This is a genomic window from Promicromonospora aerolata (assembly GCF_042682255.1).
GTDB lineage: Bacteria > Actinomycetota > Actinomycetes > Actinomycetales > Cellulomonadaceae > Promicromonospora > Promicromonospora aerolata.
On record NZ_JBHUHF010000001.1, the window covers coordinates 153,395 to 178,318 of the forward strand.

Genomic DNA, 24,924 nt, shown 5'->3' on the forward strand with positions numbered 1-24,924 from the left:
CGTACCGGGTATTCCCGGTGATCGCGATGATCACCGTCAGCTCCTCAGATCGGGCGCGATGACGAACACCGGGCACTAGTCGGCGATGCCCGCAGGCCTGTGGCGGCCCGCGTGACCGGGGCGGTAAGCACGCGTAGGCGCGCGTGGATCTGTTCCCCCAGGTGGCCACCGCTCTCGGGGAACGGCGTCTGCCCGGATGCCTCGGCCGAGATGAGGCCAACGGCCTCCCACACCAGCCGGTGGATCTCCCCGGGCCGTGCGGGCAAGGTGGCGCGCAGCGGCTCGAGCACGTCGACCAGCACGCCGGGCACTGTGCGGCGCCCGGGGCGGGCCGCGTGGCATACCGCCGCGCTGAGCAGGAGCCCCGCGGCGAGCGTCCAGGGCCGGTCGTGCGACTCGGAGGTCCGCAGGAGCTCCACGCTCACCACCGTTAGGACGACCACGCCAGCGGTCAGCAGACGTTCACGGGTGAGGTTGCGCCGACGGGCTCGTTCGTCAGGTCCGGGATCGAGGACGATCGTGGTGCCTGTGGTCACAGCCAGGCGGATCCCCGCTGCTGGTGCGTGCAGCGTGTGCCGGCGCGTCATTGCGCCTCCTGGTCCGTGGGTGCGGTGACCGAGACCAGCACGGGCTGCTGTGCGGACAGGTCCGAGACCCACCCGGCCCAGGTCCGCCAGGCCACGGCCGGATCGGACGGTGCCGCAGGGAGGTCGAGCAGGACGGCCAGCGCCCAGGCATCCTGGGTTGAGCCCACGGTGAGCATGATCTCGGTGACCGTGACGACGTCGGGCACGAAGATGCGTGCCGTGTTCTTGGCGTTGACGTCGAGAACGTTGACGCCACACCAGTGGGCGATCACAGCCTTCTCCCACCCGTAGCCCTGCCCGGCCGTACCTGATGAGGTCCTGGACGTGGTGCGGGTCGCTGTGGTGGTCGTGGGGTTCATCGGGGGCCGCGGACGGGGTGGATGGGTCCGGTCGGGTGGGCCGGGGCAGCGGCGACGAGGTGCTGGTAGGCGATCTGCCACGCCCGGCACGGCCACGCCCGGTGCCACCACGCCCACCGAGGTGCCCACCTGGTGGTGCAGCGGTGACCGTGATCGCTGGTGTCGGGGGTGTCGGCCAGGATCGCGCGCAGTGCGTGGATCGTCCGTTCCAGCTCGGTGGGTGCCATGACGGCCACTGAAGCGGTGTCGGCTTGCTGGAGCAGGTGCTCCACGTCGTTGAGGTAGTCGCGCACGATCTGGTCTGTCGCGATCTGTTCGGTCGTGCTGTGCATCGCGGGCCTCCGGCTGGGGTGGGTCGGGGTGTGGTGGGTCGGTGTGCGGGCTCTGTTCGCGTCCTGTCGGTCGGGGTGCGTGAGCACCGGGTGGTGGTGGTCAGTGGCGCCAGGCGACGAGGGCGGATACCAGGAGGGCTGCGACGGCCAGCAGGTAGCCGACCAGCAGCAGGAGCTCGGTCATCGAAGATCCTCACTGTCTGTGTTGTCCGGAGGGTTTGCGGTCGTGGTCAGTCGTCGACGTCAGTCGTTGAGGCGGACGTGGTAGGAGTCGCCGTCGCGCCAGATGACGGCGTCGAGCTCGTGGGTGGTGCGCGATGCTTCTGCTCGCCATTCGTCCATCAGGTCCAGGAACCGGGCCCAGGTCGGCGACTCCTGCGGGTGGGTCACGAGGTGGGTGGGGGTGATCATCACGGCCTCCGGCGGGCCGTCAGACCTGGCTGCCAGACCGAAGTTGCTGGGGGCACGGTCGCCTATCCCGACGCCCTCCCCGCGCTCGGTGACTGCGGTGAACAATCCCCGAGGCTGACGTGCCAGCAGCCAGTGCTTGAAGTCGAGGAACTCGCCGGGCGGGCCGGGCCAGGGCCCTGCGGTACCGGCGCGCAGGAGTGTGAGGAAGGCGGTCGTGGTCTGGTGGTCGTCGCTGGCTGAGGCCAGGTAGTACCCGGGCTGGTCTGTCGCGGTCACGACCGTGACGTGGGACGGGACGACGGGCGACTGCATGAACGGGTACCGGCCGGCGTGCACGGTGACGTGCAGGTCATCGGCCGGGGTCTTGACGATGTGTGCGACGGCATACGCACCGGGCAGGTCGGAGACGCTGCACCCGGTGACCAGGACCCCGCCGGGGGCGAGCTGGTCGATCCACGCGGCAGGTATCGCCGCCGGGGTGCCGGCGACCACGATCCGGTCATACGGTGCGCGACCGGGGTGTCCGGCGAGCCCGTTGCCCGTCGCGGCGATCGCACGGTGCCCGTGAGCGGCGAACAGGTCACCGGCGCGGCTGGTCAGCGCCTCGTCGGGGTCGATGGTCAGGACGTGACCGCCAGGGCCGACGATGTGAGCCATCAGCGCGGCCGGGTAGCCGGACCCGGTCCCGACCTGCAGGACCCGCATGCGGGGCCGCAGGTCCAAGGATCTGAGGTCTTGCCAGGTGCTGCTGCGGGAGATGACGGGCTTGACGGCCTCTCCGTCGGGTCCGAGGTAGATCTCGTGGGGGACGGCCCGGGCGGCGTCCGCGACGGCGTCGGTGCCGACGATGGTGCTCCGCGTGCTGATCATCGTGCAGTGCTCCAGAACTGGTACCAGTGGGGTGGGGGTTTAGGCGTGGACGGTGGCGGGCCGGGAAGCGTCGGTGTCCAGGAGCGCGCGCAGGGCGTCCGCGGCGCCGTGGCGCCCGACCGGGCCCGTGACGTGCTTCGCGAGGGCCTTGACGGCGGTCGGGGCGTTGCCCATGGCGATGGGGTAGGCGGCCCACTGCAGCATCGCGACGTCGGTCCAGCTGTCACCGATCGCCACGGTGCGCTCGGGCGGGACGTCGAGGTGCTCCCGGAGTGTTTCCAGGGCGGACGCCGTGGACGGTCCGCGCGGCGTGAGGTCGACCCAGCCCAGGCCCGCGGCGCTCGGCGTGAGGCCGAGCTGGCGCAGCGGCTCGACCAGGGCGCCGATGCCCGGCGCGCACAGGACCATGCGGGTCGCTGGTGTTGCCCACAGCTCGCCCAGGTCGGCCACGACGTGCTGTTGTCCGTCAAGGTGGCCGGGGTCGAACGGCTGGTTGACGCGCCACCCCCACCCTGCCAGCTCGACGGCGATCTTCACGCGGGGTATGCGGGTGCGGGCCAGGTGGACGACGGGGTCGACGTCGAAGGTGCGCGCCGCGTGCACGCGAAACCCGCCAGGCACCGACGGTGACGCGTACGCGGTGATGGCTCCGTTCGACCCGACGATCCAGACCCCGCTGATGGCAAGGCTGTGCGCGACGGGCAGCACCCCGATGAGCGGGTGTGAGGTCGTCAGGGCGACGTGGTGCCCGGCCTTGCGGACGGCGGCCACGGCCCGGGCGGTGACCTCGGGGACGGTGGTGCCGGTCTCCAGGAGGGTGCCGTCGACGTCCAGCGTGATCAGGCGCGCAGCCGGGCGGCTCACGGCCGGACTCCAAGGGGCTGACGGAGCGCTCCGCGGACCTGGAACTCGAAGCCGTCGCGAGTCCCGCACCAGAGGGTGTAGCCGGGGGGCACCATGCGGTGGTCCAGCGGCGAGTCCAGGTCGAGCGCCTGGGCGATGCTCTCGCCGTCGGCCAGGCGGGTCGGCTGGATCGTGACCTGCCCGCTGCCGGTGGCCGTCAGCAGTTCGATGCGGCCCGCGCCGATCTCCACGAGGGCTGCTCTCGCTGTATCGAGGGCGAGCAAGATCGAGGAGGTGTCCCCGGGCATGGGATCGGGTGCTGCGGCGTGGTCGGAAGGTGAGTAGGACGTGCCCATCGCAGGTCTCCTGGGGTCTGGTCGAGGTTTGGGGACCCGACCGGTGACGGTTTCTCCGGCGCGTCACCGGTCGGACGATTGCGGAGCGAGGTATCGAACGAGGTACGGCTGCGCGGCGGCATCGGCGCGAGACGACAGCCCTGTCCAGAGCGGGTGCCACCGACGAAGCGGGCATGGCGGCTACTGGACGGTGCAGTCGCGCTACAACGGCAGTGGGCTGGCAGCGCGTCGTGGGTGGTCACCATTGCTCCCCTCAGTCGCTTAGTTGCTCCTGGAGCAAGTTGAGCACCTGGAGCAAGTTTCCGAGAGGGGTTCGCTGTCCACATCGGGAGGCGTGATAACTACCCAGGGCTCTCTGTGGCGCCATTCTTGGTGTCCTGGTTGGGGTGGTGGGCCGAAACTGGGCTCTGGTTCCCGGGGTCCGGTGGCGGTTATCCTGGTGGAGGATGTCCGGCATGCTCTACATGCCGCGATGGGACCATCTAGAGCAAGATGCGACGGGGTAGTACTCCCTATGGAGAGATGAGGGGTCGGCGGCATGACGCACGCTGTGGGATACGCGGAGATCGCCGAGCACTTCCGCGGGCAGATCCGGGAGGGAACGATGCGCCCCGGCGACCGCCTGCCGACGATCCGGAAGGTCATGCAGGACTGGGGGGTGTCCAACGGAACCGTTGTGCAGGCGTACGCCACTCTCAAGCAGGAGGGCCTGACCAGCGCCAACAGCGGTGCCGGGACGGTCGTGACGGACTACGGGAGCGACAACATTGCCGCGCGGGTGCGCACGCATGCCGTCACGGGTACCGCTCTGGCCACGGGGGAGACCTCCCGAATCGTGGAGGTCGGTACGGTCGGCGCCGAGGAAGTGATCGCCTCCCGACTCGACGTCGAGCCGGGTTCGCCCGTCCAGGTGCGGCGCCGCCTCGTCACGCGCGGTGGATCACCTGTTCACCTGTCCTCGTCCTACTACCCGGCCTACGTCCTCGAGGCCGCCCCGGAGCTGGCCGAGCCGGTGTCCACGGGCGGCTCACGTGAGCTGGCCAGCCAGCGGCTCGGCGTCGCGCAGGGCCGCGTGCTGGAGGAGGTGACCTCTCGGCTCGCCACCGAGCCCGAGAGCACAGCCCTCGGGCTCACCGGCTCGGTCATCGTGACCCAGGTGCTCCGGACGGTGTACCTGACCGACGGCCGCGTCGTCGAGGTGGCGCTCAAGGTCTGCAACGGGTCGACCGTCCTGAAGTGGTCAACACCGCTGACCGACACGCACTGAGCACACCACCCTCGCCCAGGCACCGGGACTGAGCGTGTCGTGCTCGGGGCTGGGTCAGGCCCGCGCTTGCGCGGTCTCCAGCGCGCTGCGGTACTGCGCCGTCCAGGGAGTATCGCGCTGCTGGTCCGGCAGGTCTGCCAGCCCGGCGCGAAGGTTGTCCGCCGCGTCCTGGGCCCGGCCCAGCTCGAGGTGGGCCAGGCCGAGCGGGAACCGCAGCCACGAGTTGGTCAGCCAGTATGCGAACGGGTCGGGTGCCGCGCCGTCAGCCGCCGTGGTCAGGTCACTGGCGGCGTGGAGCGCGCGTAGGGCACCCGCAGGGTCACCGAGCAGTGCCAGAGCGTGCGCGTGTCGCAGCCCGGCATCGATCCGGTGCAGGATCCCGGCTCCCGGGGTCTGCGCGGCGTGCGCGTAGTGCGCCACCATCTGCGCCAGGCGGACCTGCTCCCACGCGAGAGAACCCCGGAACCGGCGCGACTGCGACGCGAGCCCGCCCGCGCCCAGCTCCTCGGCCCGGTCCGCTGACTGCGCGTACATCCGGTCCGCCATCTCGTACTGCCCACGCTGCGCGCTCAACCACCCCACGAACTGCAGCGACTCGGCCACCACCAGATGCAGCGCCGGCACATGCGGGCCCCGGGCCTCCCCGGCCACCCGCACCAGCATCTGGTGATGAGTGCTCGCGATCGGCCACAGCACCTCGGCAGGAACCGTGTCGTCCAGGCGGCGGTGCGCGGCAAGAACGCCACCCAGCGACTCCACGGCCCCACCATCCAGCGCACGAGGCACCCGCTCGGCGTGAGCGACCCGCTCGGCCTGCTCCAAGTCGCTCGGAGTCAGGCCGCCCGGAGTCATGCCGTTCGGTGTCGCTTCGTTGCCCAGCATCGGGTCGGGCGTCAGGGACGCTAGCCTCCCGCCGACGCCTAGCATCTTGTCGAGGTGCGCGGCGTTCTCGGGCGACGGGAGTCGGGACCCGTTCTCGTACAGCGACAGCAGCGACTTGGACAGGTGCGCGACGGCGGACAGCTCACGCAGCGACATCGCGCGGGCTTCACGGAGCCTGCGCAGCTCGGCACCGAACCGCGGATCGACGGGCCGCTTCATGCGGCGTCCTCGGCCCGGGCCAGGGCGTCACGGTACTCGGCGGCCCACTCCGCTCGCTGCCAGCCGCCAGGCAACGCCCCCAGGCCCGCACGCAAGTTCTCGACGGCGTCGCTGGCCCGGTCTAGACCGAGATACGCCATACCCATCGGGATCCGCAGCCACGTCGGCGTCAACCAGTAGGACGCCGGGTCGACCTCGTCTCCGCCTGCGCTCGTGGTCAGATCGTCGGCCTGCCCGAGTAGTTCCAACGCCTGGCGCTTCTCACCCATGAGACCTAGCCCGTGGACCGTGTTGAGCATCGCATCGACGCGGTGCAGACGTGAGATCCCGGGAATCTCCGCAGCGGTGCGGAACGCTCGGGTGATCCGGGCCGGTACACCACGTTGCCGCTCGAGGTACCCACGAAAACCCCATGCCTGGCAGGCCAGGTTCGACACGCCGAGGCGGACGGCCTGATCGGCGGACTCGGTCAGCAACCGCACAGCCTCGGCGTCATGCCGGGCCTGGGCATGCAACCACCCGGTGAACTGGGTCCACTCAGCGGACACCACCTGCAGCGCGTGCGCGTGCGGTCCACGTGCCTGCTCCGCCAGGCGTTGCACCTGAACCTGACCGGCGCTGACCGCGGGCAGCAGCAGCACCGGGTCGGCGTCATCGTCGGCCCTCCTGTGCGCGGCGAGCGCCGCTGCGAGGGCGTCGACCGCCCGGGCGTCGATCATCCGCGGGGCGCTGACCGCGTGCGTGACCCGGTCGGACGCTTCGTCGGCTTCGTCGGCGGTTGTCGTGCGGGGTGTCTCGACCACCATGGCGGCGAGCTGCCCGCCGGCGTCCAGCGCCAGGTCAAGGTTCCGGGCCATCTCCGCGGACGGGCGCCGACGCCCGGTCTCGTACTCCGATAGCGACGACACCGACACGTGCGCGATCCGGTACAGGCCCTTCAGCGACAGCCCGCGGGCGTGCCGCAGCATGCGCATCCGCTCAGCGAACCGCGGGTCCACATACCGTGCCACGAACCTCACCCCCGTCGATGACCACCGTGACCATGATCGCTCGATCGTCGAACGACGTCACCCCTACGCGCCGCTGTCAACCTCCCCGAACGGAGTACCAGCGGTGCGGGTCTCGGCAGCGATCCACGCCAGATACCGGTCAGACCCGGCCAGCACCGGGACCGCCAGCACCTCCGGCAAGTCATACGGGTGGTGCTCCTTGGAATTGATTAACGCCTCGATCTCGTCGTAGCGGTCCATCGTGGTCTTGCAGGTCACCCGCCACTCTTGGACGGTCTGAACAGCGCCGTCCCACCAGAACCGAGCGGTAACTGGGCCCTCTACGTGCACGCTCGCCGCCAGCCGCCGAGCAACCAGCAATTCGGCCAACGCGTCGGCCAGGTCGCGCTCCTGGTACATCGTCACGACCTGGCAGAACTCCACATCAGCAATCATGTACCCGACCCTACGCGGCCAGTGAGAGTGAGAACGGTGAGGGCATCTGGAGCCCTGTTTGGGGAGCGCTCGGGGCTCGGGGCCGAGTCTGTGGAGCCGAGTTCGGGATTCCGCGGTGGTGGGCCGAGGATGGTTCCATCCCGGCCGGCGTCAGGACCCGTCGGCCCCGGAGGTGGCCTGCGGCCAGCCCGAACTCCGTCGGCGCCGCCACCGGTGAGCAGACAGCGGTGAAATCCCTCGGTGCGCGATCCTGGTCGAGTGCCAGCAGGGCAGGGTGTCGAGGTTCTCGGAATGGTCGGTGTCGGGGCGACCGCCGCTGGCCAGCCAGAAGGTACATCGCGCCGCCGGGCCCGATCTTGGCGAGCATGCTGAACTTTGGGAACAAGCTCCGCTGGTGGATTGCACACCACCCGAGACCTGGCGGTGTCTCAGGCGGCGATGAGCCGGCTGGTGAATCCTTGTCGGGCGAGGTAGCCGTAGGCGGCATGCGCGTCCTCCGGTATCTCTTGCTCGATGGCGAACCCAAGCTTGGGGTACTCGATCACACGCTGGAGATCACCGACGAGCATGTCGACGACGAGCTTCTCGTCGCCGATAGTGGCCGCGGCGCTCTCCCTGCGTTGGATTGTGCGGCAGCACGCCACACGGCGTCCTGCGTGAGCTCCTCACGTGAGGCACTGCGCGGCCTGCCTGTCGACCGAACGCTTCATCCGCAACCTTCAGGAGGCGGCGTCCGCTGAGACGGTTCTTACCAATCGATCTCGTCGTTGTTGTGGTACAGCCGCCCGGTGGGGCCGTCATTGGGAAGGGTGGCCAGACGGACGAAGTCTCCTGCTGCGTCGGCAGGGGGCCGGTCGGTCTTGCCGTAGGTAAGTCGGGTGTCCACCATGCCCGGCGTGATGGCGTTGACGAGGATGCCTGTATCGCGCAGTTCGTCGGCCAGGATCTGGGTCAGGGCGTTGAGGCCGGCCTTGGACACGCGGTAGGCAGGGCTTCCCTGGGCCAGCCGGCCTGTGGTGGCCATATGGCTGGTGACGTTGATGATTCGCCCGTAGTTGTGGCGCTGCATCTCCGGTATCGCCGCCGAGCAGCAGCGCCATGCCCCAGTGATGTTCGCATTCAGGGTGGCGGTGACGCGCTCCATATCAGCGAGAGCGGCAGACCGGTGGCGATCGATCGCGATTGCCGCGTTGTTCACCAAGACGTCCAGGCGGTCATGCTGATGTCCGATAGTGGCGAATGCTCTCGCGACGCTGGCGGGATCGGTTACGTCTAGTTGGTGAGCAGACACCGGCAGCCCGGTTGCCTTGAGCTCCTCTGCCGTGGCGTCCGCCGAGCGGGCGTCCCTGGCCGTGACCACGACGTGCATCCCGTGTTCGGCCAGAGCCCTGGCGACCTCTCGCCCCAGCCCGCGGTTGGCGCCGGTGACGACTGCGATGCGGGTGTCCTGACTCATGCGGCCGCCTGGAGCAGGTCCGCGAGCTGAGCGTCGAGGTCGCGGACGACGCCGAGTTGGGCGTGTGGACGGAGATGCCCGTGCAGGTTGGCGAGCCTCTTCCGGTTCCTGGGGGAGACCGCGCCCTTCAGGTCGGGGATCGCACTACTGACGTGGGCACAGGCCCCCTCGACATCGCCCATGTGTAGCGCGCCCTCAGCCCGCCAGATGGTGTAGGTGGCGCGGTCGCGGCTGCGTTCGTCTGGCTGCAAGGCCAGGGCGCGCTCGAGCATCGCGTCACTCGTGCGGTACTTGCCGAGCAGGAGGTAGCACGATGCCGTCTGGGCGTGGAACTCCGCGTCGTCGAAGTAGGCCGCCCATGACGGCGTGCCGTCCTCGTGGACACGTCCCATGTGGGTGTCGGCTCTGGCGAGGAGCCGCTCAGCCTCGGAGATATCTCCGCGCGACGCGTGGGTTCGTGCCTGCCGGGCGGTGAGCATCGCCAAGACGCGCTCATCGGTTCCCCGGACACCTTCCCGGGCAGCTTCGGCGAGCGCAATCGCCTGGGCGTGCTGGCCTGCCTCGGCACGCTGAAGGCTCAGCGATTTCAGGATGTTTGCACCAATGCCGCGATCGCCGGCTAGGTGTGCGGCTCGGATCCCAGCGGTCCAGTACCGTTCGGCGGTCCCGTGTTGCCCTGCGTCGCACGAGGCCCAGCCTGCGATCCGGCACAGCTCGGCTGCTACGGCGAACAATCGTCGTCCGACGGCGTTGCTGTAGGTGCTGTTGGTGAGGATGTCGTTGACGAGACGGAGCTCGGCGTCGACCAAGGGGCGGGCGCGCAGCCCACCGAGTGTGTGGTCGATCCGGCGTAGGGCTGGCAGCCGCTGTTCGAGGCTTGCCGCGAGCCCGCCGTCGATGCGCCCTCCGCCTGCTGCGGATGCGACCTGCGGCGCCTCGATGGTGAGCCAGTCGTGGGCAACGCCTACCGCGGCGCCAGCGCTGAGTGTGAGGAACTCGCGCCCGTCCACCTGTTCGCCTCCGGGCGCGGAGCTCAGCAGCGATAGTCCCCCCGCCGTGGTCCACGGGACAGTCAGTACCGAGATGGCGCGGCCGGCGCTCTTGCCTGGACGGGCGGTGGTATCCGCTCCTGCTTGGATGGTTGGGATGCCTTGCGCCGCGGCCAGGTGCTCCCGTTCGGCCGGCGTGAACTTGGCCAGGTCGGCGTTGTCGACCAAGTCGGCCACGGTGCAGCCGAAGGTGTGTGCGAGGTCGATGAGGTACTTCAGCGACGGGGGGCGTGTTCCGTTATAGGGCCACTGCTCGTACTCAGAGACCCGGGACACGGAGAGGCGGGACCCGGGGTTGCGAGCCTTGTACTGCTCGACCAGCTCCGATTGCGACCAACCCATAGCGCGACGCCAGGCGAGGCGCGGACGCTCGTTGAGCCGCTGGCCTATCTCGTTCGCGACCTCTCGGACGCTGTGTCCTTTCGCGAGTAGTTCGGCACGAAACCGCCGCGCTGCGTTCGCCCTGTTCACCATCACTTCCCCTTGTGCGTGTCGGGTGTTCCCTGGCTCTCGTCGGTGGTGCGATCCAGCTCGCTGGCTCGGCGCTGGAAGAGGGTGCCGCTGCCGCGGTGTGCCAATGGCACGGTGCGCAGGTGCTCGAAGCCGTGCTGCAGGTAGTAGTCATGTAGTGCCGGGTTCGTCCGCCAGGCGTCCAAGCGCAGCCAGGTGCGTCCGAGGGCCCTGGTGCGGTCCAGAGCCCAGGCGATCATCTGACCGCCCACGTCCTGGCCGCTGGAGCTCCGGGCGACGACCATCCGGTGGATGTACAGCGCGTCGGCGGGGTCGTCCTCCGGCGTCCAAAATTCCGGGTCGGCGTAGTCGTCGACGGTGACGGTGCCGATGATGCGGGCGCCATCACGCACAAGGTAGACCTCGCCGCGGCTGATCGCCTCGGCGAGGCTGCGACCTGTGCCGTGGCGGGCCGGGCGCAGGTTCTGCCACTGGTCGGTCCCGCGGGAGCGTAGCCAGGCGATGGCCTCCTCCTGCAGGGCGCGGACCGCCGCCTCGTCGACGGGCCGCGCCGTGGCGACAGTGGTCATCGGACCGTCCCTGAGTCCGGGATACCGGGTCGTTCGAGGACGATGACATGCCGGTCGCCCGGCAGCACGGTGACCGCGACACGCAGCGCACGACCGTTCCTGTCGTACCCGGTGGTGACCTGGTGAGCGACAGGGACACCGGGCATCAGCGCGAGCCGCTGCTGCTCCTCACGGGTCGGCATCCGCACGGTGATCTCGTCCCGCGCATAGTCCTGGACGTACCCCTTCTCGGCGAGCACCACGTTCGCGCCACGGGCGATGTCGTCGGGCGACATGATCTCCGTCCCCTCGGCGATGGAGAACGGAAAATAGCTGTCGTTGGTCAGGTACGGCTCATCCTCGAGGTACCGCACGCGCCGGCGCACCACGGCCAGCTCGCCGTCGGCCAGCGGGAGGCGGTCGGCGACCTCGGGCGGCGGCTGCACGATCGCGATGTCGATCGTCTGCGTCGGGCGCCGCCCGTCCGACTCCTGCTCGGAGAGAAAGAGATCCTTGGCGACGTCGTCTGGACGCAGGGTCAGATCGGACTGCGGGCGGTACGTCATCCGCTGCAGATCACGAACGATCGTTCCGTGCCGACCACGCGAGATCACCAAGCCCTCGTTCTTGAGGATCCCGAGCGCCTCCCTGACGGTCATGGGCGCGACCTTGTACGCCTCCGTCAAGGTGACGAGCGTAGGAAGCCGGTCACCCGGCGCCAGCTCGCCGTCAACGATCTTGCGCCGTAGATCATCAGCGATCCGTGCCTTGATCGAAGGAGCCTGCGTGCCAGATACGGCCACGGCCGATCACTCCCTTCCGCGAATGTGCTAGCAAGTCTAGCGCAATCAGTTGACCGCCGACATGCCCCATGCTCTACTTCATGTGCTAGATGTGCTAGCACAAACGAACTGGACGGGGCAACAACATGGCCACGGTCATCCAGACAGAACACGCCCGACACGGCTTCGAAACCCTCGCAAACCTCTACGGCCTCTCCTGCGCCGTCATCGAGGCCCGAGCCGAAATCACCAACCACCACGACCGACACGGACACCCCCTCGGCGTTGTAGTCATCGAGGCGCTCGCGGACGCCTACTCGGACGCCGAGCAACTGGCGACCAAGCTCAAGCTGGACCGGGCGGACACCGCACTGACCTCGCAGGCAGGGCTGGTGTGCTGGATCGGCTGGCTGCGGCACGTGTCGCAGTACGACCCCGTGACGCTCCGCCTGTACGCGCCGACCACAGGAGAAGGCGCTGCTGCGACACCGGAGGTCGTCTCGTGACCGCCGCACTTGCACGGGCCACGACAGGTAGAACTTCCATCTGGTGGAAACTCTTGTCCTTCCGGCCGCATCGTCGCAGGTCACAGGGCATACCCGGGCAGAATGCAAAGTTTCCAGCGAGCGCTGTTTCGCTCGCGATAACGCCCCCCGAGACTGACGAGGCACATCCAGTCGACGGAGAGGGCCCCACCATGGAAGCCGCGCTGTCCCACCAGCAGACCTTGGTCGGGCTCTCAACGGCGCTGGACGTCGTGGTGGAGCTCGTGGATCTGGTCGGCGCCGAAAAGGTGGCTGGGTGCGTGGTTCGCCCCGACAACATCCACATCCAGCCGTCGGAACTTCAGGACGGCGACGAGATCGCACAGAGGCTGGGCTTGCGTTCGACCCTCGACAGCTACTCGTCAACGCCCGGGTTCACGGATTGGTGTGGCCAGGTCAAGGGTGTAGAGGTCCACGTTCGCAGTGCACTGCGCAGGACGACAGCGTGATGGTCGCCATGGGCGAAGTCGTCAGTGCGTTCACCCTCATCGCCCTCGGGTGCGCCAGTGTCGACGTAGAAGATGTCCGGCTCACTGTCGAACGACGACGCGGGGACGACGGCGAAATCTATCCATCACTCATGGTCAATGTCGTTGCCTCCGACCAGTCCAGCGCCCGGGCACTGGCGAGCCTCCTGGACCTTGAGCTCACGGTGCCCGACACCTGGTCGGGGATGACAACTCGCGACGATGCGATCCTGCCCGCCCGATGCACCGTCACACCGTGGTGCGCCGGTGCGCCTCTTGCGGGCGGACGCCCGAACCCGAAGCAGATCGCGTCATGACCGGCGTTCGGCCGACAGCTCTCGCGTACGTGAGCGGCCCTACCGAGCAGGCCCTCCACGACCAGCGTGCTGTGGTCACCGAGCACGCCGCGGCCGAAGGGCTCGCGCTTGAGCGGATCGTGACCGACCAGTTCGACATGCTCACCATCACGCAGCTGGTCGCCACCGCACGCGTCTGCGATGCACGCGTCGTGCTGATCCCCGCCGGTGCGCGCATGGCCGAAGCCTCGGCCCGCGTGACCCGCGATCTCGAACCACACGGCGCGGTATGCGTCGTGATCGGCCAGAGCCACCCGGCTGCTCCCCAGCGCGCCGGGCGCCTCGCCACAGACCCCCCTCGCCAGCGCCAGGCGGTGCCGGCGTGAGCACCCTCAACTCCCGGACGTGGACATGACAACGACGTATGACATCAGCCGGCAGGCCGCCCTGATCGCACTGGACATCGACGGCACCATCGCTATCCCCGGCACCACTGACGTCACCGACGTCGTCCAGGCCGCCGTCGCCGAGGTACGCACGGCAGGACACCATGTCGTTCTGGCTACGGGGCGATCCCTGGTCGGAGTGTTCCCGGTCGCGCGCCTGCTCGGCCTGACCGAGTGCTGGGCCGTCGCGTCCAACGGCGCAGTGACCGCCCGCCTAACTCCCCAAGCCCCCGAGGGATACCTGCTCCACGACGTGCAAACCTTTGACCCCGCGCCGGTGGTCCGCCGCGCCCGGGCCGCTCATCCCGGCGTACAGATCGCGGCCGAAGAAGTCGGTCGCGGCTACCGCGTCACGCACGTGTTCGCCCCGAACGAGGTCAACGGTGCCCAGCGGCACATTGACCCAGACCAGATCGCCGACCAGCGCACCACCAGACTGATCCTGCGCGCGCCAGGCATCGCGGACATGCGGCACAAGCTCCAGGCCACCGGAGTGACGGTGAACCCCTACGGCTCCAGCTGGCTCGACGTCACACCACCTCACCTCTCTAAGGCCACCGCGCTCGAGACGATCCGAATCCTGCTCGGTGTGCACCCGCAGCGCACGACCGCCGTCGGCGACGGGATCAACGATCTCGAACTACTGGCCTGGGCACACCGCGGCGTCGCGATGGGGCACGCACCCACCGAGCTCCTCGATGCAGCCGACGACATCACCGGCACCCTCGAAGAGGACGGCGCAGCCACCGTCCTGCGCTCACTGCTGCCCGAGACGATCCCCGCGGTGCGGTGACTTCCTTCCTCGCACCGCTCCAATGTTTCCCTCCGACCCCTGGGAGTGCCGCGACATGACGACAGAGACGAACCCCTACGTCCTCACCGACGACATCTATGCCGACATTGAGAGCGTGGGCCCGGTCGGCTGGGTAGAGATGCCGGACGGCCTGCGGGCGGTCATGGTCACGGACTATGCCGCCATCAAGGAGATCGGAACCCATCCGGACGTGTCTCGCGACGCCGCGGCGCACTGGCCGGACCTGCGCGCAGGAAACGTGCCGGCCGACTCTCTGGTGGTGCCCTGGGTGACCAACGCAGGGCCGTTCAGTGCCTATGGCGCAGAACACCGGCGTCTGAAGAAGCTGATGACGCCGGCATTCACCCAGCGCCAGATCGACAAGCTCGAACCGATGATCGACGAGATCGTGGCCGGGGCTCTGGCAAAGATCGCACCGTCAGGCCCGCACGACAGGAGCCAGGTTGAACCCCTGGACCTGCGCGCTGAATTCTGCTTCCCCGTGCCGATCAGGACGATCGGTGCAGTGCTCGGCGTCGACGTCGATGACGAACAGGACCTGTTCCCTGTCATCCGGGCGGGGGCGGACGCTCTGTTCGACACCAGCATCAGCCGGGAGGAGCTCGGGGCCGCGTTCATCGGGCTGCTCGGCGCGATCGACGAGCTCATCGCCCGCAAGCGCGCCCGCCCCGATGACAGCCTGACCAGCGCCCTGATCCAGGCCAACCAAGACGGCGACACGTACACGGCTGCGGAGATCGCTGAGGTGGTCCGGATCCTGATCGTCGCCGGGTACGAGACCACGGTCAATTTGCTGGACCAGTGCATCTTCCTCCTGCTCACCCACCCGCAGCATCTCGCCGCAGTTCTCGCAGAGGACCCCAGCACCGACGCCGCGGAGAAGGCTTGGGAAGCGATCATCGACGAGGCCCTGCGCCACTCCTCTCCCGCGAACGTCGTTCCGATGCGGTTCGCCATCAAGGACATCGTGATCGCCGGGTTCGACATCCCCGCGGGCACGCCGCTCCTGGTGTCTTTCGCAGGCGCCGGCCGGGACCCGAAGGTTCACGAGGCTCCCGACGTGTTCGACCCGACCCGCATCAAGAAGGACCACCTCGGATTTGGGTACGGGCCTCACCGCTGCCCCGGTGCCGCGATGGCGATCGCAGAGGCGAAGCTCGCGCTGCCTGCCCTGTTCAGCCGGTACCGCCTCACGTTGGTCGAGGACCCCGCTGAGATCCCGGCGAACGACGGAATCATCACCAACGGCCATGCCCGTCTGCTGGTGACCCTCGAGCCGAACGACTGACCCACGTCACAGCCGTCCCCCGCGTCGTGCGGGGGACGGCTCTTCACTCGCCAAGCAGAAAGAGATCACGACGTGCTGACCACAGTGAGGCGGCCTCGAGATGTCCGCCTCGAGAGCCTGACGGGCCTGATGCCGCTGTACGCGGCCACCCTCGACCCGGAGAACGCCTACGCTGCGTTGCGAGCCGAATGGGGCTCCGTGGCCGCGGTCGAATTGTCCGATGGCGTCCCGGCGTGGCTCGCCCTGGACTGGACTGACGCCTTGCGGGTCGTGCGCGAGCGGAACAACTTCACGCGCGAGGTCCGGTACTGGCGAGCGTTCCAGAACGGACAGGTGAAGCCCGGAACGGGCCTGCACGCCTTCTTCTCCGACCGTGACAACGCGTACTACAGCGACGGGGCCGACCACACGCGACGGCGCGCGGTGGTTGACGACGCGTTCGCGCAAGTCGACGAGTCTGCGCTGCGACGCGACGTGAAGCGGGTGTGTGACCTCATGCTCACCCACATCGCCAAGGACGGCGCCACAACTGCGGACCTGGTCCCCACCTACACCCAGTTCGTCCCGTCCCTGGCGGTGGCGGCGATGTACGGCCTGGGTGCTGAGGACGCCGGCGTCATGGGGCAGTACGCGAGGGACATCTTCTCCAATACCGCGGCGGCCGGCCCTGCGTTCGTTGGGCTGAACACCATGCTGGAGGACTTGATCAGGAAGCGCACGAGCCACCCGGGTCATGACGTCTTGTCGACGATGGTGCGCTGGCGCGACCCGCGAACGGGCACGGGGCTGACGGACAAGGAGTTGCTGGACACGGCCCAGATGATCCAGTCCGCGGGCCACGAGATGTCCGTCGCCTGGGTCACCATGGCACTGGTCTACCTGCTGAGCGACAACGACTTCGACGGGCGGGTGCGCGGCGGCCGTCTCGGTATCGATGAGGCCCTCGACGCGGTCCTCGTGCACAGCTCGCCGGTATGGAACACCCCGGCGAGGTTCGCCACGGCCGACATCGAGATCGGCAGCGTCTTCAACGACAGCAACGTAGATATCGGTGGACGCTTCGTACACGAAGGCGAAGCGATCGTCGCGGCCGCCGCCGAAGCGACGGCGTCCGTCCACCGCGGCGCCGACCCGGTCTGGACAGGCACCTCCCGCGCGTCCCTCGCGTTCGGAGCCAGTGGCCCCCACCACTGCCCTGCCCAGCGCATCTCTCGCATCATCGTCAAGGCCTCTGTCGAAGCGGTTCTGCACCGGTTGCCCGGACTCAGGCTCACCGTCCCGGCCGACCAACTTGGCACCGGCCTCTCGCTATGGGCCAGGAGTGCGTCGAGTCTGCCGGTGAGCTTCGACCCTGTGACCGGGTACGACGAGAACTGGACCAGCACGGAAGCCTCGCGGCGATGAGCACTACGACAGAACTGCGTGAGCTCGGTGCCCAGATCAGTGCCGCGCTCACGCATCTGCCGTCCGAGGCGACTGCAGTGGTCCGTGTCCGGCACGGAACGGGACCGTTGCTGGCGGCGGGCGAGCTCTGGGTCACGTCTGCACCGGGACAGGCCCCGACTCGGTCATGCGAGTTGCCGGCGGCAGTGGGCCTGCGCATGAACCTGGTCGAGCGTGCGCTCGACCAGGAAGGACTGTCCTACCCGAAAGCGGACCTCGGTCTCCGCGCCCGGTGGCGGCGGGTGATGTCTTCGACCGACGTCCTGGCCGGGTACGAACTGGCGATTCAGGCCACAGGCGACGGTGCCCCGGTTTCCCCGACATCGCGACATCACGAAGCGAACGAGACCTGAGCCGATGCACGGGCCACTGCGGTGCATCCACTGACTAGACGAGCTATAGGAACGACGTACGTGAGAAAGAAGATCAACCCGGTGATCGGCGAGCGCACCCGACGGAAGGCCAGGCGACCTCAGATGAGCAGGCCCGAGCCTGAGCCGCGCACGCCCGCCTCGGCGGACACGCGAAGGGAACTGTCGGACAGTGATGTCGGGCCCGCACTCCTGGCCGTCGAGCTTGCCCTGACCGGTGATGGCGGGTGGGAACAGGCCGAGACTGCGATCGACGAGCTGACCAGCGACGCGAACACAACAGGCTCCGCGACTCTGTTCCGAGGGGTGCCCGCTAGTGCGCTGGTCATGGACGCGGCCGGCACCGACGGGTACCTCGACTTCCGCGACACCCAACTGATCGCGGAGGCCCGCCGGCAGCAGATCAGCGAGCCGCGCCTGTTCCGCGAGAGGCAGCTGGCGATCGACGAAGACCTGCGACAGATCGTCGGGCAGCGACTGGCCGCGGCCACAGCTCGCCACGAGTCAGGGCGACCGCCGACTGTAGCCGAGTTTGGACTGCTCGAGGGGATCCTCGGACTCGGTGTGATCCTCCTGCGCTGCGCTCCAGGCACCCTTCTCATGCAGCGGGTGATCGACTACGTCGTCGGCTTGACGCGGCCGGTTCTGGTCAACGGGACGCAAGTGCCAGGCTGGTACGTCGCGCATCACCCGGGACCGGACTCCGTGACGCCCGGCGGGCACGTGAACATGACCATGGCTGGTGGCGCCGGCGGCTTGCTGGCGTTCTTGGTGACCTGCGTACGCGCCGGCTACACCCTCGACAGCCTGCGCATGCCAATCAAGACCCTGGTCGACTGGTTCGTCCGCTGGAAGCAGCCCGCGAGCGCCGAGATCTGGCCGGACAGTGCGTGGTGGCCCCGCTGGGTCACGCCGGACGAGATCAGTGCCGGGGACCCGTCCGGCGTGGACCGCGGCGACCAGGAGGCGCTGCCGTCCTGGTCGCGGATGGCGGGGATGGCCAGGGCGCTGCAGATGGGTGCGATCACGATCGGCGACGAGACCGCGCGAGGCCTTGCGGAGGCGGCGCTCCTGGCCTGTCTGACCGACCGGCAGATTCGTCGGCTGGACGATCCGAGCTTGTGGGGTGGTCTGGCTGGCCTGTACCAGACGGGCTATCGTGCCGCGGCTGACGCGTCGGGCCCGATGGAGATCAGGCTGAAGCACCGCATGTCCGCCGTTGGGGACGCACTGCGGCGGCATGCATCAGCTCAGGCCCTGGACGCGCCGGACGAGTTCTGGACTGGGCGGTCGGGTTTTGGGCTGGCTGCCCAGACGCTTCGCCGCGGGACTGCGCCCACCTCGCACTGGGACGCCTGTCTGCTGATCACGGGCCGCCCACGTGTGACTGCCCCTGGGTACGTGCTGTGGTAACGGCGACAGCGCCGGTGTCGCTGTTCGGCTCAGCGGGTGTGGCGGGCTTGGCGCGACAGTTTCCGTTGATCGCCCGCCCGGCGCCGGTCTGCGTCTCCCTGGAGGATCGCATCAGTCAGGTGGCCGGAATCCTCGACCTTGCGCCGCTCGGCCGTGAGGTCGATGTGCTCCTGGCAGCGATCGCGCTGGATCGCGCCGCCGGTCTCGCGTCGGATTGCCAGCGGCCCAAGGAGACGACTGCGATCCTGCGCCGCCACTTGGGTGCCTATGCCGAGCTGACGACACTGAGCGTTCCCGTGGCGATCGCCATGCTCGAGCCAGCTACCGACCTCGCGCGCCTGCATGCCATAGCCGGTCGCACGGACCAGGCACTGTCGTGGCTGACCCACCTGATGCACGCGGTCCGCACCGGCAGTCGCACACCCGTGGACAGGTACATGCTGTCCCTGGACCGCGTCGATGGTGCGCCCGAGGAGCTGCGGCTGCTGCGGGACTGGGCCTGGTCCCGGCTCCTGGCCGACGCCGTCAAGGTCCTGGCTGTGGCAGGTCGATGGAGCGAAGCATCCGACCTCGTCACACGACACAGCGGACCCGCCACCCGGTTAACCGAGACACGCCAGGTACTGGTCGTGGCCCACCTGGTCGACGGTGAACTGGAGGCCGCCCGTCACCACCTGGCTGAGACAACACCTACCGAGCTCTGGGAGGTAGAGGTCGCGTCCTGCCTCAGAGCGTTGGCCGCCGAGCCCGCCGACCGCGCGGACGAAGTTGCAGCGATGCTCACCACGTTCCGGCAGAGTCGACCGGAACCCCTGCACGCCGCCTACCGCGCGCGGTACGGCGTGACCGTCGCACGCCTGGCGCACGCCACGGGACACCCGTACGCCGACATCGCGCGCCAGCTCGCCGCCGAGGCGATCACTCTGCGTGACGGACATGCCGCCCGCGAGGTCCTGCGGAACGTGGGCGGATGTCTGTCGCGCAAGGACGTCGCCGCCCTGACGCGCAACGTGACCAGAGCAGGGCTGACCGGCGACCACCTCACCGGCTACAACCTCACTCGCCTGCGCGCGACTGTTCACCGTGCCGCGACCAACCTGCACATCGCCTTGCACCATCCACCGCGCTGAACCCCGAGGAGCGCAGATGCGCCGAACCGACGACATGCAACGCCCTGTAGTGATCCAGACAGGAGACCGATGAACAACGACGCTCATCCGCAGTCACTCCCGCATGTCGCTGTCACCGGCGCCGCAGGGTTCATCGGGTCGACTCTGGTCGACGCGCTCCTTCGAGCTGGCCACGAAGTCACCGCGATCGACGTGAGAGGGACCACCGACAGGCTCGCGGTGAGAAACCTGAAGGCTGCCTCGGCGTGCGATCGCTTCAGGCTCCACAACGTCGACCTCGGGCACGCTGATCTCGCGGCGATCTTCAACGGCGCCGACACGGTCTACCACCTAGCCGGGCTGGGCGGGGTCCGGGGCTCGTGGGGTGCACATTTCGTCGACTACGTGACGACGAACCTTACGGCCACGCACCGCGTGATAGACGCCTGCGAACAGACGGGTGTACGCCGCCTGATCTACGCCTCGTCCTCGAGTGTGTATGGGGCGATCACTCGCTCCAGCCGCGAGGACGATGCAACCAGGCCTATCTCGCCGTACGGGGTCACGAAGCTTGCCGCGGAGCAGCTGTGCCTCGCCCACGCCACGCGCAGCGGCACGAGCCTGTCGGCCGTCGCACTGCGCTACTTCACCGTGTACGGCCCTCGCCAGAGACCCGGTATGGCAATCGACCAGATGCTGCTGGCGGCACTGACCCGCACGCCCGCACCTCTCTTCGGGGACGGCGAACAGCGGCGCGAGTTCACCTACGTTGACGACGTCGTACGCGCGACGATCGCGGCCGCCGACCCTGCTGTACCCAGCACAGTCATCAACGTCGGCGGCGGCAAAAGCGTGACCATGCTCGACGTCCTGCACCTAATCGCCACGGTAACCGGATCCGAGGTCCCCATCCGGCACGAGCCGGACCAAGCCGGCGACGTCCTATCGACGAGCGCAGACCTGACCCTGGCGGAGCAACTGCTCGGCTACCGGCCCCGTGTTGGCCTCCTCGAGGGCCTGTCCCGTCACGCCCAGTGGCTCACCGCCACCTTGAACAACCCGACCACAGAGACGCCCGCCGAGACCTTGGAGACCACCCGATGATTTCTCTGACCGCGCCCACCGCCAACGAGCTCTACGCCCAGGCGTGCCACGCCGTCCTCACCCAGGGCCGTGACGTGCGGCCTCGGGGGATGCCCACCACCGAGATCCTCGGGGCACACCTGTGCCTGACCAGCCCGCGACACAGGTTCGTCGACCTGCCCCCGGCACGGGTGATCAACCCCGCCTTCGCCGTCGCCGAAACCCTGTGGATCCTGTCCGGATCCGACGACCCGTGGATCTTCGACTACAACCGCAACCTCGCCCAGTACGCCGACGACGGGCGCCTGCAGGGCGCCTACGGCCCCCGGATGCGCCGCTGGCGCGACGGGCCCGACCAGCTCGACAACGTCCGCCAGCTCCTGACACGCGACCCGGACTCCCGCCAAGCCGTCATCCAGCTCTTCGACCCCGAGCGTGACACCCGCGGTCACCGGGACGTGCCGTGCACCCTCGGGTACCGGTTCTTCATCCGCGACGGCCGACTCCACATGCACACCACCATGCGCAGCCAGGACCTGTGGCTCGGGTTCCCCTACGACGTCTTCGCCGCCACCGTCCTGCAGGAGCTCCTGGCCACGTGGCTCGACGTCGAGCTCGGCGAGTACCACCACTTCGTCGACTCCCTGCACCTGTACGAGCAGCACACGACCGCCGCCGCCACTATCGACCCCAGCTCCACGCCGCCGTCAGAACCGCTGGAGCCCCTCGCCGTCCCCTGGACGGACTTCACCACACTGCTCGACGACGTCATCAGCGGCCAGGACCCCACCACCGCACCCACCCGCACATGGTCCGCCTTCGCCACGGTGATGACCGGTTACCGCTCCTGGACGGCCGGTGACCGGCCCCTCGCGCTGGCCACCGCGGCCACCACACCCGGCCCCTTGGGCGCCGCGCTCGAGCGCTGGTACGAGCGCCTGGCCCTCCAGGACCCTGCCGCGGTGACCACCGTGACCAGCGAGGCGACCCGATGACCGCGCCCCGCCACTTAGCCCTGGGTCTGTCTTCCTACACCCACGACTCGTCCGCCGCGCTTCTCGTTGACGGACAGCTCGCCGGGTTCTGCGAGGAGGAACGCCTCACCGGCGACAAGCACACCAAAGCCTTCCCCGCGCGCTCCCTGGACTGGCTCCTGACCCAGAACGACCTCACACCCGCCGACATCACCACCGTCGGGTACAACTTCCAGCCCCACCGCTACCTTGCCGCCATCGCCCAACTGCCCAACCACCTCACCCGCCCCAGCACCAGGGCCCGCGCGACAGCCCGAGCACGCAGCTTCACCAAGGTCGCCGCACGAACCCGATCCCGCCTCCAGCTCATCAGCCAGCAGTTCCCCAACGCCACGGTCACCGCCGTCCAGCACCACCACGCCCACGGCCTCTACGCCTTCGCGTCCTCCCCATACACCGACGCCGCCGTCCTGATCGCCGACAGCCTCGGCGAGATCCAGACCACCACCATCGCCCACGCCACCCGCACACCCGACGGCACCTACGACCACCGCATCCTGGACGCCATCGACGACCCCGCCTCACTCGGCTACGCCTACGGAGCCATCACCGAACACCTCGGCTGGCGCCGCGGCGACGAAGAAGGCACCGTCATGGCGCTCGCGGCCCTGGGCGACCCCGGCCAGTTCCGGAAGGTCATGGCGCAAGCGGTCCGGATCACCGAGACCGGGTTCACGCTCGACCCGGCGCTGCTGCCGCTGCGAGTCCTGTCGAGCCGGTATCCGAGGGTGAGCGACCGTCTCGCTGCGGCAACCTGCCGGCCGCGGCACCCTGACGAGCCGGTCGAGCAGGTTCATCAGGACCTGGCCGCCGCCCTGCAGGAGCGCACTGAGCAGGTGATGCTCCACCTCGCCGCCCGTGCGCGCCGGCTGACCGGTGCCGCGCGGCTGTGCCTGGGCGGGGGAGTGGCGGCCAACTGCGTCGCGGTCGGGAAGATCGTCGAGGCCGGGCACTTCGACGAGGTCCACGTCCCGCCGGCGCCCGGCGACTCGGGCACCGCAATCGGCGCGGCCGCCGCCGTACACCTCGCCGCGGCCGGCACTCTGCCGGGCGACGTCGGCGGGTGCTACCTCGGTCCGTCCTACAAGCGGCTCGCCCTGCCGGCAGAGCCGCGGCACGGCACGCGTGCGCACCGTCCCGAGGCCCCGGCACGGTTCCTGGCAGGGCAGCTCGCCGACGGGAAGATCGTCGGGCTCTTCCACGGTCGCCTCGAGGCGGGCCCTCGGGCACTGGGCAACCGGTCGATCCTGGCCTCGCCCCTGCTGCCGGACGTCGTGGACCGCCTGAACGCGACGGTGAAGTTCCGCGAGCCGTTCCGCCCGTTCGCGCCGATCGTGCTCACCGAGAAGGCCGGCGACTACTTCACGCTGCCCCAGCCAGCACCGTTCATGTCGATCGCCTCCGGAGTCACCGACCTGACGAGGACTGTCATCCCCGCGATCGTCCACGCGAACGGCACCGCGCGGGTCCAGACACTCGACCACGACAGCAACCCGTTCCTCGCCGAGGTTCTGGCGGAGTTCGCCGCCCTGACGGGGGTGCCGGTGCTGATCAACACCTCCCTGAACATCAAGGGCAAGCCGATCTGCGGCACCCCGGACATGGCGCTGGACTGCCTGGTCGGCAGCGGCCTGGACGCACTCCTGCTCGAGGGCTGGTGGGTCACCAAGTGAGGATCGGCTACAGCTTCTGGGGCTTCCTAGGCCCTGGCATCACCGACACCCCAGACGGAGGGCGCAGCCACCGCCGGGTCCTCGTCGACGGCCTCCTCAGCCGCGGACACGACATCGTGTTCCTGCAGGCTGACCGGGACCGACTCGAGGCCGGGCACGACCTGACGGGCACCTACCGGTGGGACGAACACCTGCCAGAGATCGACGCGCTGTTCCTCGAGTGGCGCTGGCCCATCGCTGGACGCAACACCGTGCCGTGCGGGTCGCCAGGTCACACCTGCGACCTGCACAGGCAGACCGAACTCGTCGATCACTACACCCGCCGCCGCTCGGTTCCGACGATCTTGTGGGACAAGGACCGGCAGCTGCCCAGCGACCACCCCCTGCGCCAGCTGGCGAACGTCACGATCTGCGAGGCAGCCCTCCACCCTGCCTCGGGCGCACGCTCGCTGCTGTTCCCCGTCGACGACGTCGTCCTGGACCAGGCTGACGCCCAGGCTCTCGCCGCGCGCCGTCGTGACCTGCCGCTGGTGTACATCGGAAACCAGTACGACAGGGACCACCTCTTCGACGAGTTCTTCGCGGTCCCCGCCAAGTATCATCAGCACTTGGTCGCCGGCAAGTGGACCAGCACACAGGCCTGGCCCCACGTCACGTTCGCGGGCCGTGTGCCATTCAGCCAGGTCGAACAGCTGCATGGCGGCGCACTGGCTACCGTCCTCCTCCTGCCGGACCGGTACGCGAAGGTCGGCCAGATGACCCAGCGGCTCCCGGAGGCCGTCCTCGCCGGCTGCCTGCCGCTGACCCCCACCGCGATCCGGTCGGCCGAGCTGTTCACGCCCGCGGCGCTGCACGTACGGACCGGGAACCAGGCCGCTCAACGCCTGCAGCACCTGGCATCCATCGCCGGCACTCCGGAGCACGCTGAGCTCATCGCACAGTGCCTGCGCAAGCTCGACCGGTTCCGCGTCTCACGCCAGCTCGACACGCTGGAACGGATCCTCAACCCAGCCTGAGCCCACCTCACGACCTGCCATCACCCCATCGACACCTCGCACATGAAAC

Annotated in this window: 29 protein-coding genes; 15 read left to right on the forward strand and 14 right to left on the reverse strand. The window is 68.8% G+C overall.

Going from position 1 to position 24,924, the window contains the following annotated elements; all coding sequences use genetic code 11:
• Positions 1-44 precede the first annotated feature (44 nt).
• The 6 genes from ACFSL2_RS00700 to ACFSL2_RS00725 all read right to left on the reverse strand — a co-directional run bounded on the left by ACFSL2_RS00700 (position 45) and on the right by ACFSL2_RS00725 (position 3,758).
• Positions 45-587 carry a hypothetical protein gene (locus tag ACFSL2_RS00700; protein WP_377179136.1) on the reverse strand — a complete coding sequence of 181 codons (543 nt, stop codon included), beginning with the start codon at positions 585-587 and terminating at the stop codon, positions 45-47.
• Complete coding sequence (locus ACFSL2_RS00705) at positions 584-946, reverse strand: hypothetical protein (protein WP_377179134.1); 363 nt, start codon at positions 944-946, stop codon at positions 584-586. The genes ACFSL2_RS00700 and ACFSL2_RS00705 overlap by 4 nt, the downstream gene beginning before the upstream one ends.
• Entirely contained in the window at positions 943-1,278 is a 336-nt protein-coding gene (locus ACFSL2_RS00710) for a hypothetical protein (RefSeq protein ID WP_377179132.1), read from the reverse strand. The genes ACFSL2_RS00705 and ACFSL2_RS00710 overlap by 4 nt, the downstream gene beginning before the upstream one ends.
• Before the next feature lie 243 nt (positions 1,279-1,521).
• Entirely contained in the window at positions 1,522-2,559 is a 1,038-nt protein-coding gene (locus ACFSL2_RS00715; protein ID WP_377179130.1) for a protein-L-isoaspartate O-methyltransferase family protein, read from the reverse strand.
• A gap of 39 nt (positions 2,560-2,598) precedes the next feature.
• Positions 2,599-3,423 (reverse strand): HAD family hydrolase, encoded by an 825-nt coding sequence (locus tag ACFSL2_RS00720; protein ID WP_377179128.1) that lies wholly within the window; start codon positions 3,421-3,423, stop codon positions 2,599-2,601.
• Positions 3,420-3,758, reverse strand: coding sequence for a hypothetical protein (locus ACFSL2_RS00725; RefSeq protein ID WP_377179126.1), 339 nt, complete (start codon positions 3,756-3,758; stop codon positions 3,420-3,422). Before ACFSL2_RS00725 ends, ACFSL2_RS00720 begins: the two co-directional genes overlap by 4 nt.
• A gap of 538 nt (positions 3,759-4,296) precedes the next feature.
• Between ACFSL2_RS00725 and ACFSL2_RS00730 the strand changes: the two genes are divergently transcribed.
• Positions 4,297-5,025, forward strand: a complete 729-nt coding sequence (locus tag ACFSL2_RS00730; protein WP_377179124.1) for a GntR family transcriptional regulator — start codon at positions 4,297-4,299, stop codon at positions 5,023-5,025.
• A 54-nt stretch (positions 5,026-5,079) separates the two neighbouring features.
• Here the strand turns inward: ACFSL2_RS00730 and ACFSL2_RS00735 are convergent, their stop codons facing one another.
• The 8 genes from ACFSL2_RS00735 to ACFSL2_RS00770 form a co-directional block, all read right to left on the reverse strand.
• Positions 5,080-6,126, reverse strand: a complete 1,047-nt coding sequence (locus ACFSL2_RS00735) for a helix-turn-helix domain-containing protein (protein ID WP_377196020.1) — start codon at positions 6,124-6,126, stop codon at positions 5,080-5,082.
• Entirely contained in the window at positions 6,123-7,136 is a 1,014-nt protein-coding gene (locus ACFSL2_RS00740) for a helix-turn-helix domain-containing protein (protein WP_377179120.1), read from the reverse strand. The genes ACFSL2_RS00735 and ACFSL2_RS00740 overlap by 4 nt, the downstream gene beginning before the upstream one ends.
• A 63-nt stretch (positions 7,137-7,199) precedes the next feature.
• On the reverse strand, positions 7,200-7,571 hold the full coding sequence (cutA, locus tag ACFSL2_RS00745) for a divalent-cation tolerance protein CutA (RefSeq protein ID WP_377179118.1): 372 nt from the start codon (positions 7,569-7,571) through the stop codon (positions 7,200-7,202).
• A 428-nt stretch (positions 7,572-7,999) separates the two neighbouring features.
• Complete coding sequence (locus ACFSL2_RS00750) at positions 8,000-8,140, reverse strand: hypothetical protein (protein ID WP_377196021.1); 141 nt, start codon at positions 8,138-8,140, stop codon at positions 8,000-8,002.
• A 179-nt stretch (positions 8,141-8,319) separates the two neighbouring features.
• Positions 8,320-9,027 (reverse strand): SDR family NAD(P)-dependent oxidoreductase, encoded by a 708-nt coding sequence (locus ACFSL2_RS00755; protein WP_377179114.1) that lies wholly within the window; start codon positions 9,025-9,027, stop codon positions 8,320-8,322.
• Positions 9,024-10,550 (reverse strand): helix-turn-helix domain-containing protein, encoded by a 1,527-nt coding sequence (locus ACFSL2_RS00760; protein ID WP_377179112.1) that lies wholly within the window; start codon positions 10,548-10,550, stop codon positions 9,024-9,026. Before ACFSL2_RS00760 ends, ACFSL2_RS00755 begins: the two co-directional genes overlap by 4 nt.
• Entirely contained in the window at positions 10,550-11,116 is a 567-nt protein-coding gene (locus ACFSL2_RS00765) for a GNAT family N-acetyltransferase (RefSeq protein ID WP_377179110.1), read from the reverse strand. Before ACFSL2_RS00765 ends, ACFSL2_RS00760 begins: the two co-directional genes overlap by 1 nt.
• Positions 11,113-11,898, reverse strand: coding sequence for a GntR family transcriptional regulator (locus ACFSL2_RS00770; RefSeq protein WP_377179108.1), 786 nt, complete (start codon positions 11,896-11,898; stop codon positions 11,113-11,115). The genes ACFSL2_RS00765 and ACFSL2_RS00770 overlap by 4 nt, the downstream gene beginning before the upstream one ends.
• A gap of 125 nt (positions 11,899-12,023) precedes the next feature.
• Between ACFSL2_RS00770 and ACFSL2_RS00775 the strand changes: the two genes are divergently transcribed.
• The 14 genes from ACFSL2_RS00775 to ACFSL2_RS00840 all read left to right on the forward strand — a co-directional run bounded on the left by ACFSL2_RS00775 (position 12,024) and on the right by ACFSL2_RS00840 (position 24,875).
• A complete protein-coding gene (locus tag ACFSL2_RS00775; RefSeq protein ID WP_377179106.1) occupies positions 12,024-12,383 on the forward strand; it encodes a hypothetical protein in 360 nt (119 codons plus the stop codon).
• Between the two features lie 191 nt (positions 12,384-12,574).
• Positions 12,575-12,871 carry a hypothetical protein gene (locus ACFSL2_RS00780; protein WP_377196022.1) on the forward strand — a complete coding sequence of 99 codons (297 nt, stop codon included), beginning with the start codon at positions 12,575-12,577 and terminating at the stop codon, positions 12,869-12,871.
• Positions 12,868-13,206 (forward strand): hypothetical protein, encoded by a 339-nt coding sequence (locus ACFSL2_RS00785; protein ID WP_377196023.1) that lies wholly within the window; start codon positions 12,868-12,870, stop codon positions 13,204-13,206. Before ACFSL2_RS00780 ends, ACFSL2_RS00785 begins: the two co-directional genes overlap by 4 nt.
• On the forward strand, positions 13,203-13,571 hold the full coding sequence (locus tag ACFSL2_RS00790; RefSeq protein WP_377179100.1) for a hypothetical protein: 369 nt from the start codon (positions 13,203-13,205) through the stop codon (positions 13,569-13,571). Before ACFSL2_RS00785 ends, ACFSL2_RS00790 begins: the two co-directional genes overlap by 4 nt.
• 25 nt (positions 13,572-13,596) lie before the next feature.
• Positions 13,597-14,424, forward strand: a complete 828-nt coding sequence (locus ACFSL2_RS00795) for an HAD family hydrolase (RefSeq protein ID WP_377196024.1) — start codon at positions 13,597-13,599, stop codon at positions 14,422-14,424.
• 55 nt (positions 14,425-14,479) lie between these two features.
• Positions 14,480-15,733, forward strand: coding sequence for a cytochrome P450 (locus ACFSL2_RS00800; RefSeq protein WP_377196025.1), 1,254 nt, complete (start codon positions 14,480-14,482; stop codon positions 15,731-15,733).
• Positions 15,734-15,805: 72 nt separating this feature from the next.
• Positions 15,806-17,137 (forward strand): cytochrome P450 family protein, encoded by a 1,332-nt coding sequence (locus ACFSL2_RS00805; protein ID WP_377196026.1) that lies wholly within the window; start codon positions 15,806-15,808, stop codon positions 17,135-17,137.
• A gap of 197 nt (positions 17,138-17,334) precedes the next feature.
• On the forward strand, positions 17,335-17,529 hold the full coding sequence (locus ACFSL2_RS00810) for a hypothetical protein (protein WP_377196027.1): 195 nt from the start codon (positions 17,335-17,337) through the stop codon (positions 17,527-17,529).
• Positions 17,530-17,589: 60 nt separating this feature from the next.
• On the forward strand, positions 17,590-18,960 hold the full coding sequence (locus ACFSL2_RS00815; RefSeq protein WP_377196028.1) for a glycoside hydrolase family protein: 1,371 nt from the start codon (positions 17,590-17,592) through the stop codon (positions 18,958-18,960).
• Positions 18,961-19,079: 119 nt separating this feature from the next.
• A complete protein-coding gene (locus tag ACFSL2_RS00820) occupies positions 19,080-20,090 on the forward strand; it encodes a hypothetical protein (protein ID WP_377196029.1) in 1,011 nt (336 codons plus the stop codon).
• A 69-nt stretch (positions 20,091-20,159) separates the two neighbouring features.
• The gene (locus ACFSL2_RS00825; protein ID WP_377196030.1) at positions 20,160-21,173 is read left to right on the forward strand and encodes an NAD-dependent epimerase/dehydratase family protein; all 1,014 of its coding nucleotides are present in this window, start codon (positions 20,160-20,162) and stop codon (positions 21,171-21,173) included.
• Positions 21,170-22,147 (forward strand): thymidylate synthase, encoded by a 978-nt coding sequence (locus ACFSL2_RS00830; RefSeq protein WP_377196031.1) that lies wholly within the window; start codon positions 21,170-21,172, stop codon positions 22,145-22,147. The genes ACFSL2_RS00825 and ACFSL2_RS00830 overlap by 4 nt, the downstream gene beginning before the upstream one ends.
• On the forward strand, positions 22,144-23,859 hold the full coding sequence (locus ACFSL2_RS00835; protein ID WP_377196032.1) for a carbamoyltransferase family protein: 1,716 nt from the start codon (positions 22,144-22,146) through the stop codon (positions 23,857-23,859). The genes ACFSL2_RS00830 and ACFSL2_RS00835 overlap by 4 nt, the downstream gene beginning before the upstream one ends.
• Complete coding sequence (locus ACFSL2_RS00840; protein ID WP_377196033.1) at positions 23,856-24,875, forward strand: CgeB family protein; 1,020 nt, start codon at positions 23,856-23,858, stop codon at positions 24,873-24,875. Before ACFSL2_RS00835 ends, ACFSL2_RS00840 begins: the two co-directional genes overlap by 4 nt.
• Positions 24,876-24,924 lie beyond the last annotated feature (49 nt).

Excerpts from the sequence above, each read along its gene's own strand:
- ACFSL2_RS00700 (WP_377179136.1), bottom strand. The coding sequence starts at position 587 with ATGACGCGCCGGCACACGCTGCACGCACCAGCAGCGGGGATCCGCCTG.
- ACFSL2_RS00705 (WP_377179134.1), bottom strand. The coding sequence starts at position 946 with ATGAACCCCACGACCACCACAGCGACCCGCACCACGTCCAGGACCTCA.
- ACFSL2_RS00710 (WP_377179132.1), bottom strand. The coding sequence starts at position 1,278 with ATGCACAGCACGACCGAACAGATCGCGACAGACCAGATCGTGCGCGAC.
- ACFSL2_RS00715 (WP_377179130.1), bottom strand. The coding sequence starts at position 2,559 with ATGATCAGCACGCGGAGCACCATCGTCGGCACCGACGCCGTCGCGGAC.
- ACFSL2_RS00725 (WP_377179126.1), bottom strand. The coding sequence starts at position 3,758 with ATGGGCACGTCCTACTCACCTTCCGACCACGCCGCAGCACCCGATCCC.
- ACFSL2_RS00730 (WP_377179124.1), top strand. The coding sequence starts at position 4,297 with ATGACGCACGCTGTGGGATACGCGGAGATCGCCGAGCACTTCCGCGGG.
- ACFSL2_RS00735 (WP_377196020.1), bottom strand. The coding sequence starts at position 6,126 with ATGAAGCGGCCCGTCGATCCGCGGTTCGGTGCCGAGCTGCGCAGGCTC.
- cutA (WP_377179118.1), bottom strand. The coding sequence starts at position 7,571 with ATGATTGCTGATGTGGAGTTCTGCCAGGTCGTGACGATGTACCAGGAG.
- ACFSL2_RS00750 (WP_377196021.1), bottom strand. The coding sequence starts at position 8,140 with ATGCTCGTCGGTGATCTCCAGCGTGTGATCGAGTACCCCAAGCTTGGG.
- ACFSL2_RS00755 (WP_377179114.1), bottom strand. The coding sequence starts at position 9,027 with ATGAGTCAGGACACCCGCATCGCAGTCGTCACCGGCGCCAACCGCGGG.
- ACFSL2_RS00760 (WP_377179112.1), bottom strand. The coding sequence starts at position 10,550 with ATGGTGAACAGGGCGAACGCAGCGCGGCGGTTTCGTGCCGAACTACTC.
- ACFSL2_RS00765 (WP_377179110.1), bottom strand. The coding sequence starts at position 11,116 with ATGACCACTGTCGCCACGGCGCGGCCCGTCGACGAGGCGGCGGTCCGC.
- ACFSL2_RS00775 (WP_377179106.1), top strand. The coding sequence starts at position 12,024 with ATGGCCACGGTCATCCAGACAGAACACGCCCGACACGGCTTCGAAACC.
- ACFSL2_RS00780 (WP_377196022.1), top strand. The coding sequence starts at position 12,575 with ATGGAAGCCGCGCTGTCCCACCAGCAGACCTTGGTCGGGCTCTCAACG.
- ACFSL2_RS00790 (WP_377179100.1), top strand. The coding sequence starts at position 13,203 with ATGACCGGCGTTCGGCCGACAGCTCTCGCGTACGTGAGCGGCCCTACC.
- ACFSL2_RS00795 (WP_377196024.1), top strand. The coding sequence starts at position 13,597 with ATGACAACGACGTATGACATCAGCCGGCAGGCCGCCCTGATCGCACTG.
- ACFSL2_RS00800 (WP_377196025.1), top strand. The coding sequence starts at position 14,480 with ATGACGACAGAGACGAACCCCTACGTCCTCACCGACGACATCTATGCC.
- ACFSL2_RS00810 (WP_377196027.1), top strand. The coding sequence starts at position 17,335 with ATGAACCTGGTCGAGCGTGCGCTCGACCAGGAAGGACTGTCCTACCCG.
- ACFSL2_RS00825 (WP_377196030.1), top strand. The coding sequence starts at position 20,160 with ATGAACAACGACGCTCATCCGCAGTCACTCCCGCATGTCGCTGTCACC.
- ACFSL2_RS00830 (WP_377196031.1), top strand. The coding sequence starts at position 21,170 with ATGATTTCTCTGACCGCGCCCACCGCCAACGAGCTCTACGCCCAGGCG.
- ACFSL2_RS00835 (WP_377196032.1), top strand. The coding sequence starts at position 22,144 with ATGACCGCGCCCCGCCACTTAGCCCTGGGTCTGTCTTCCTACACCCAC.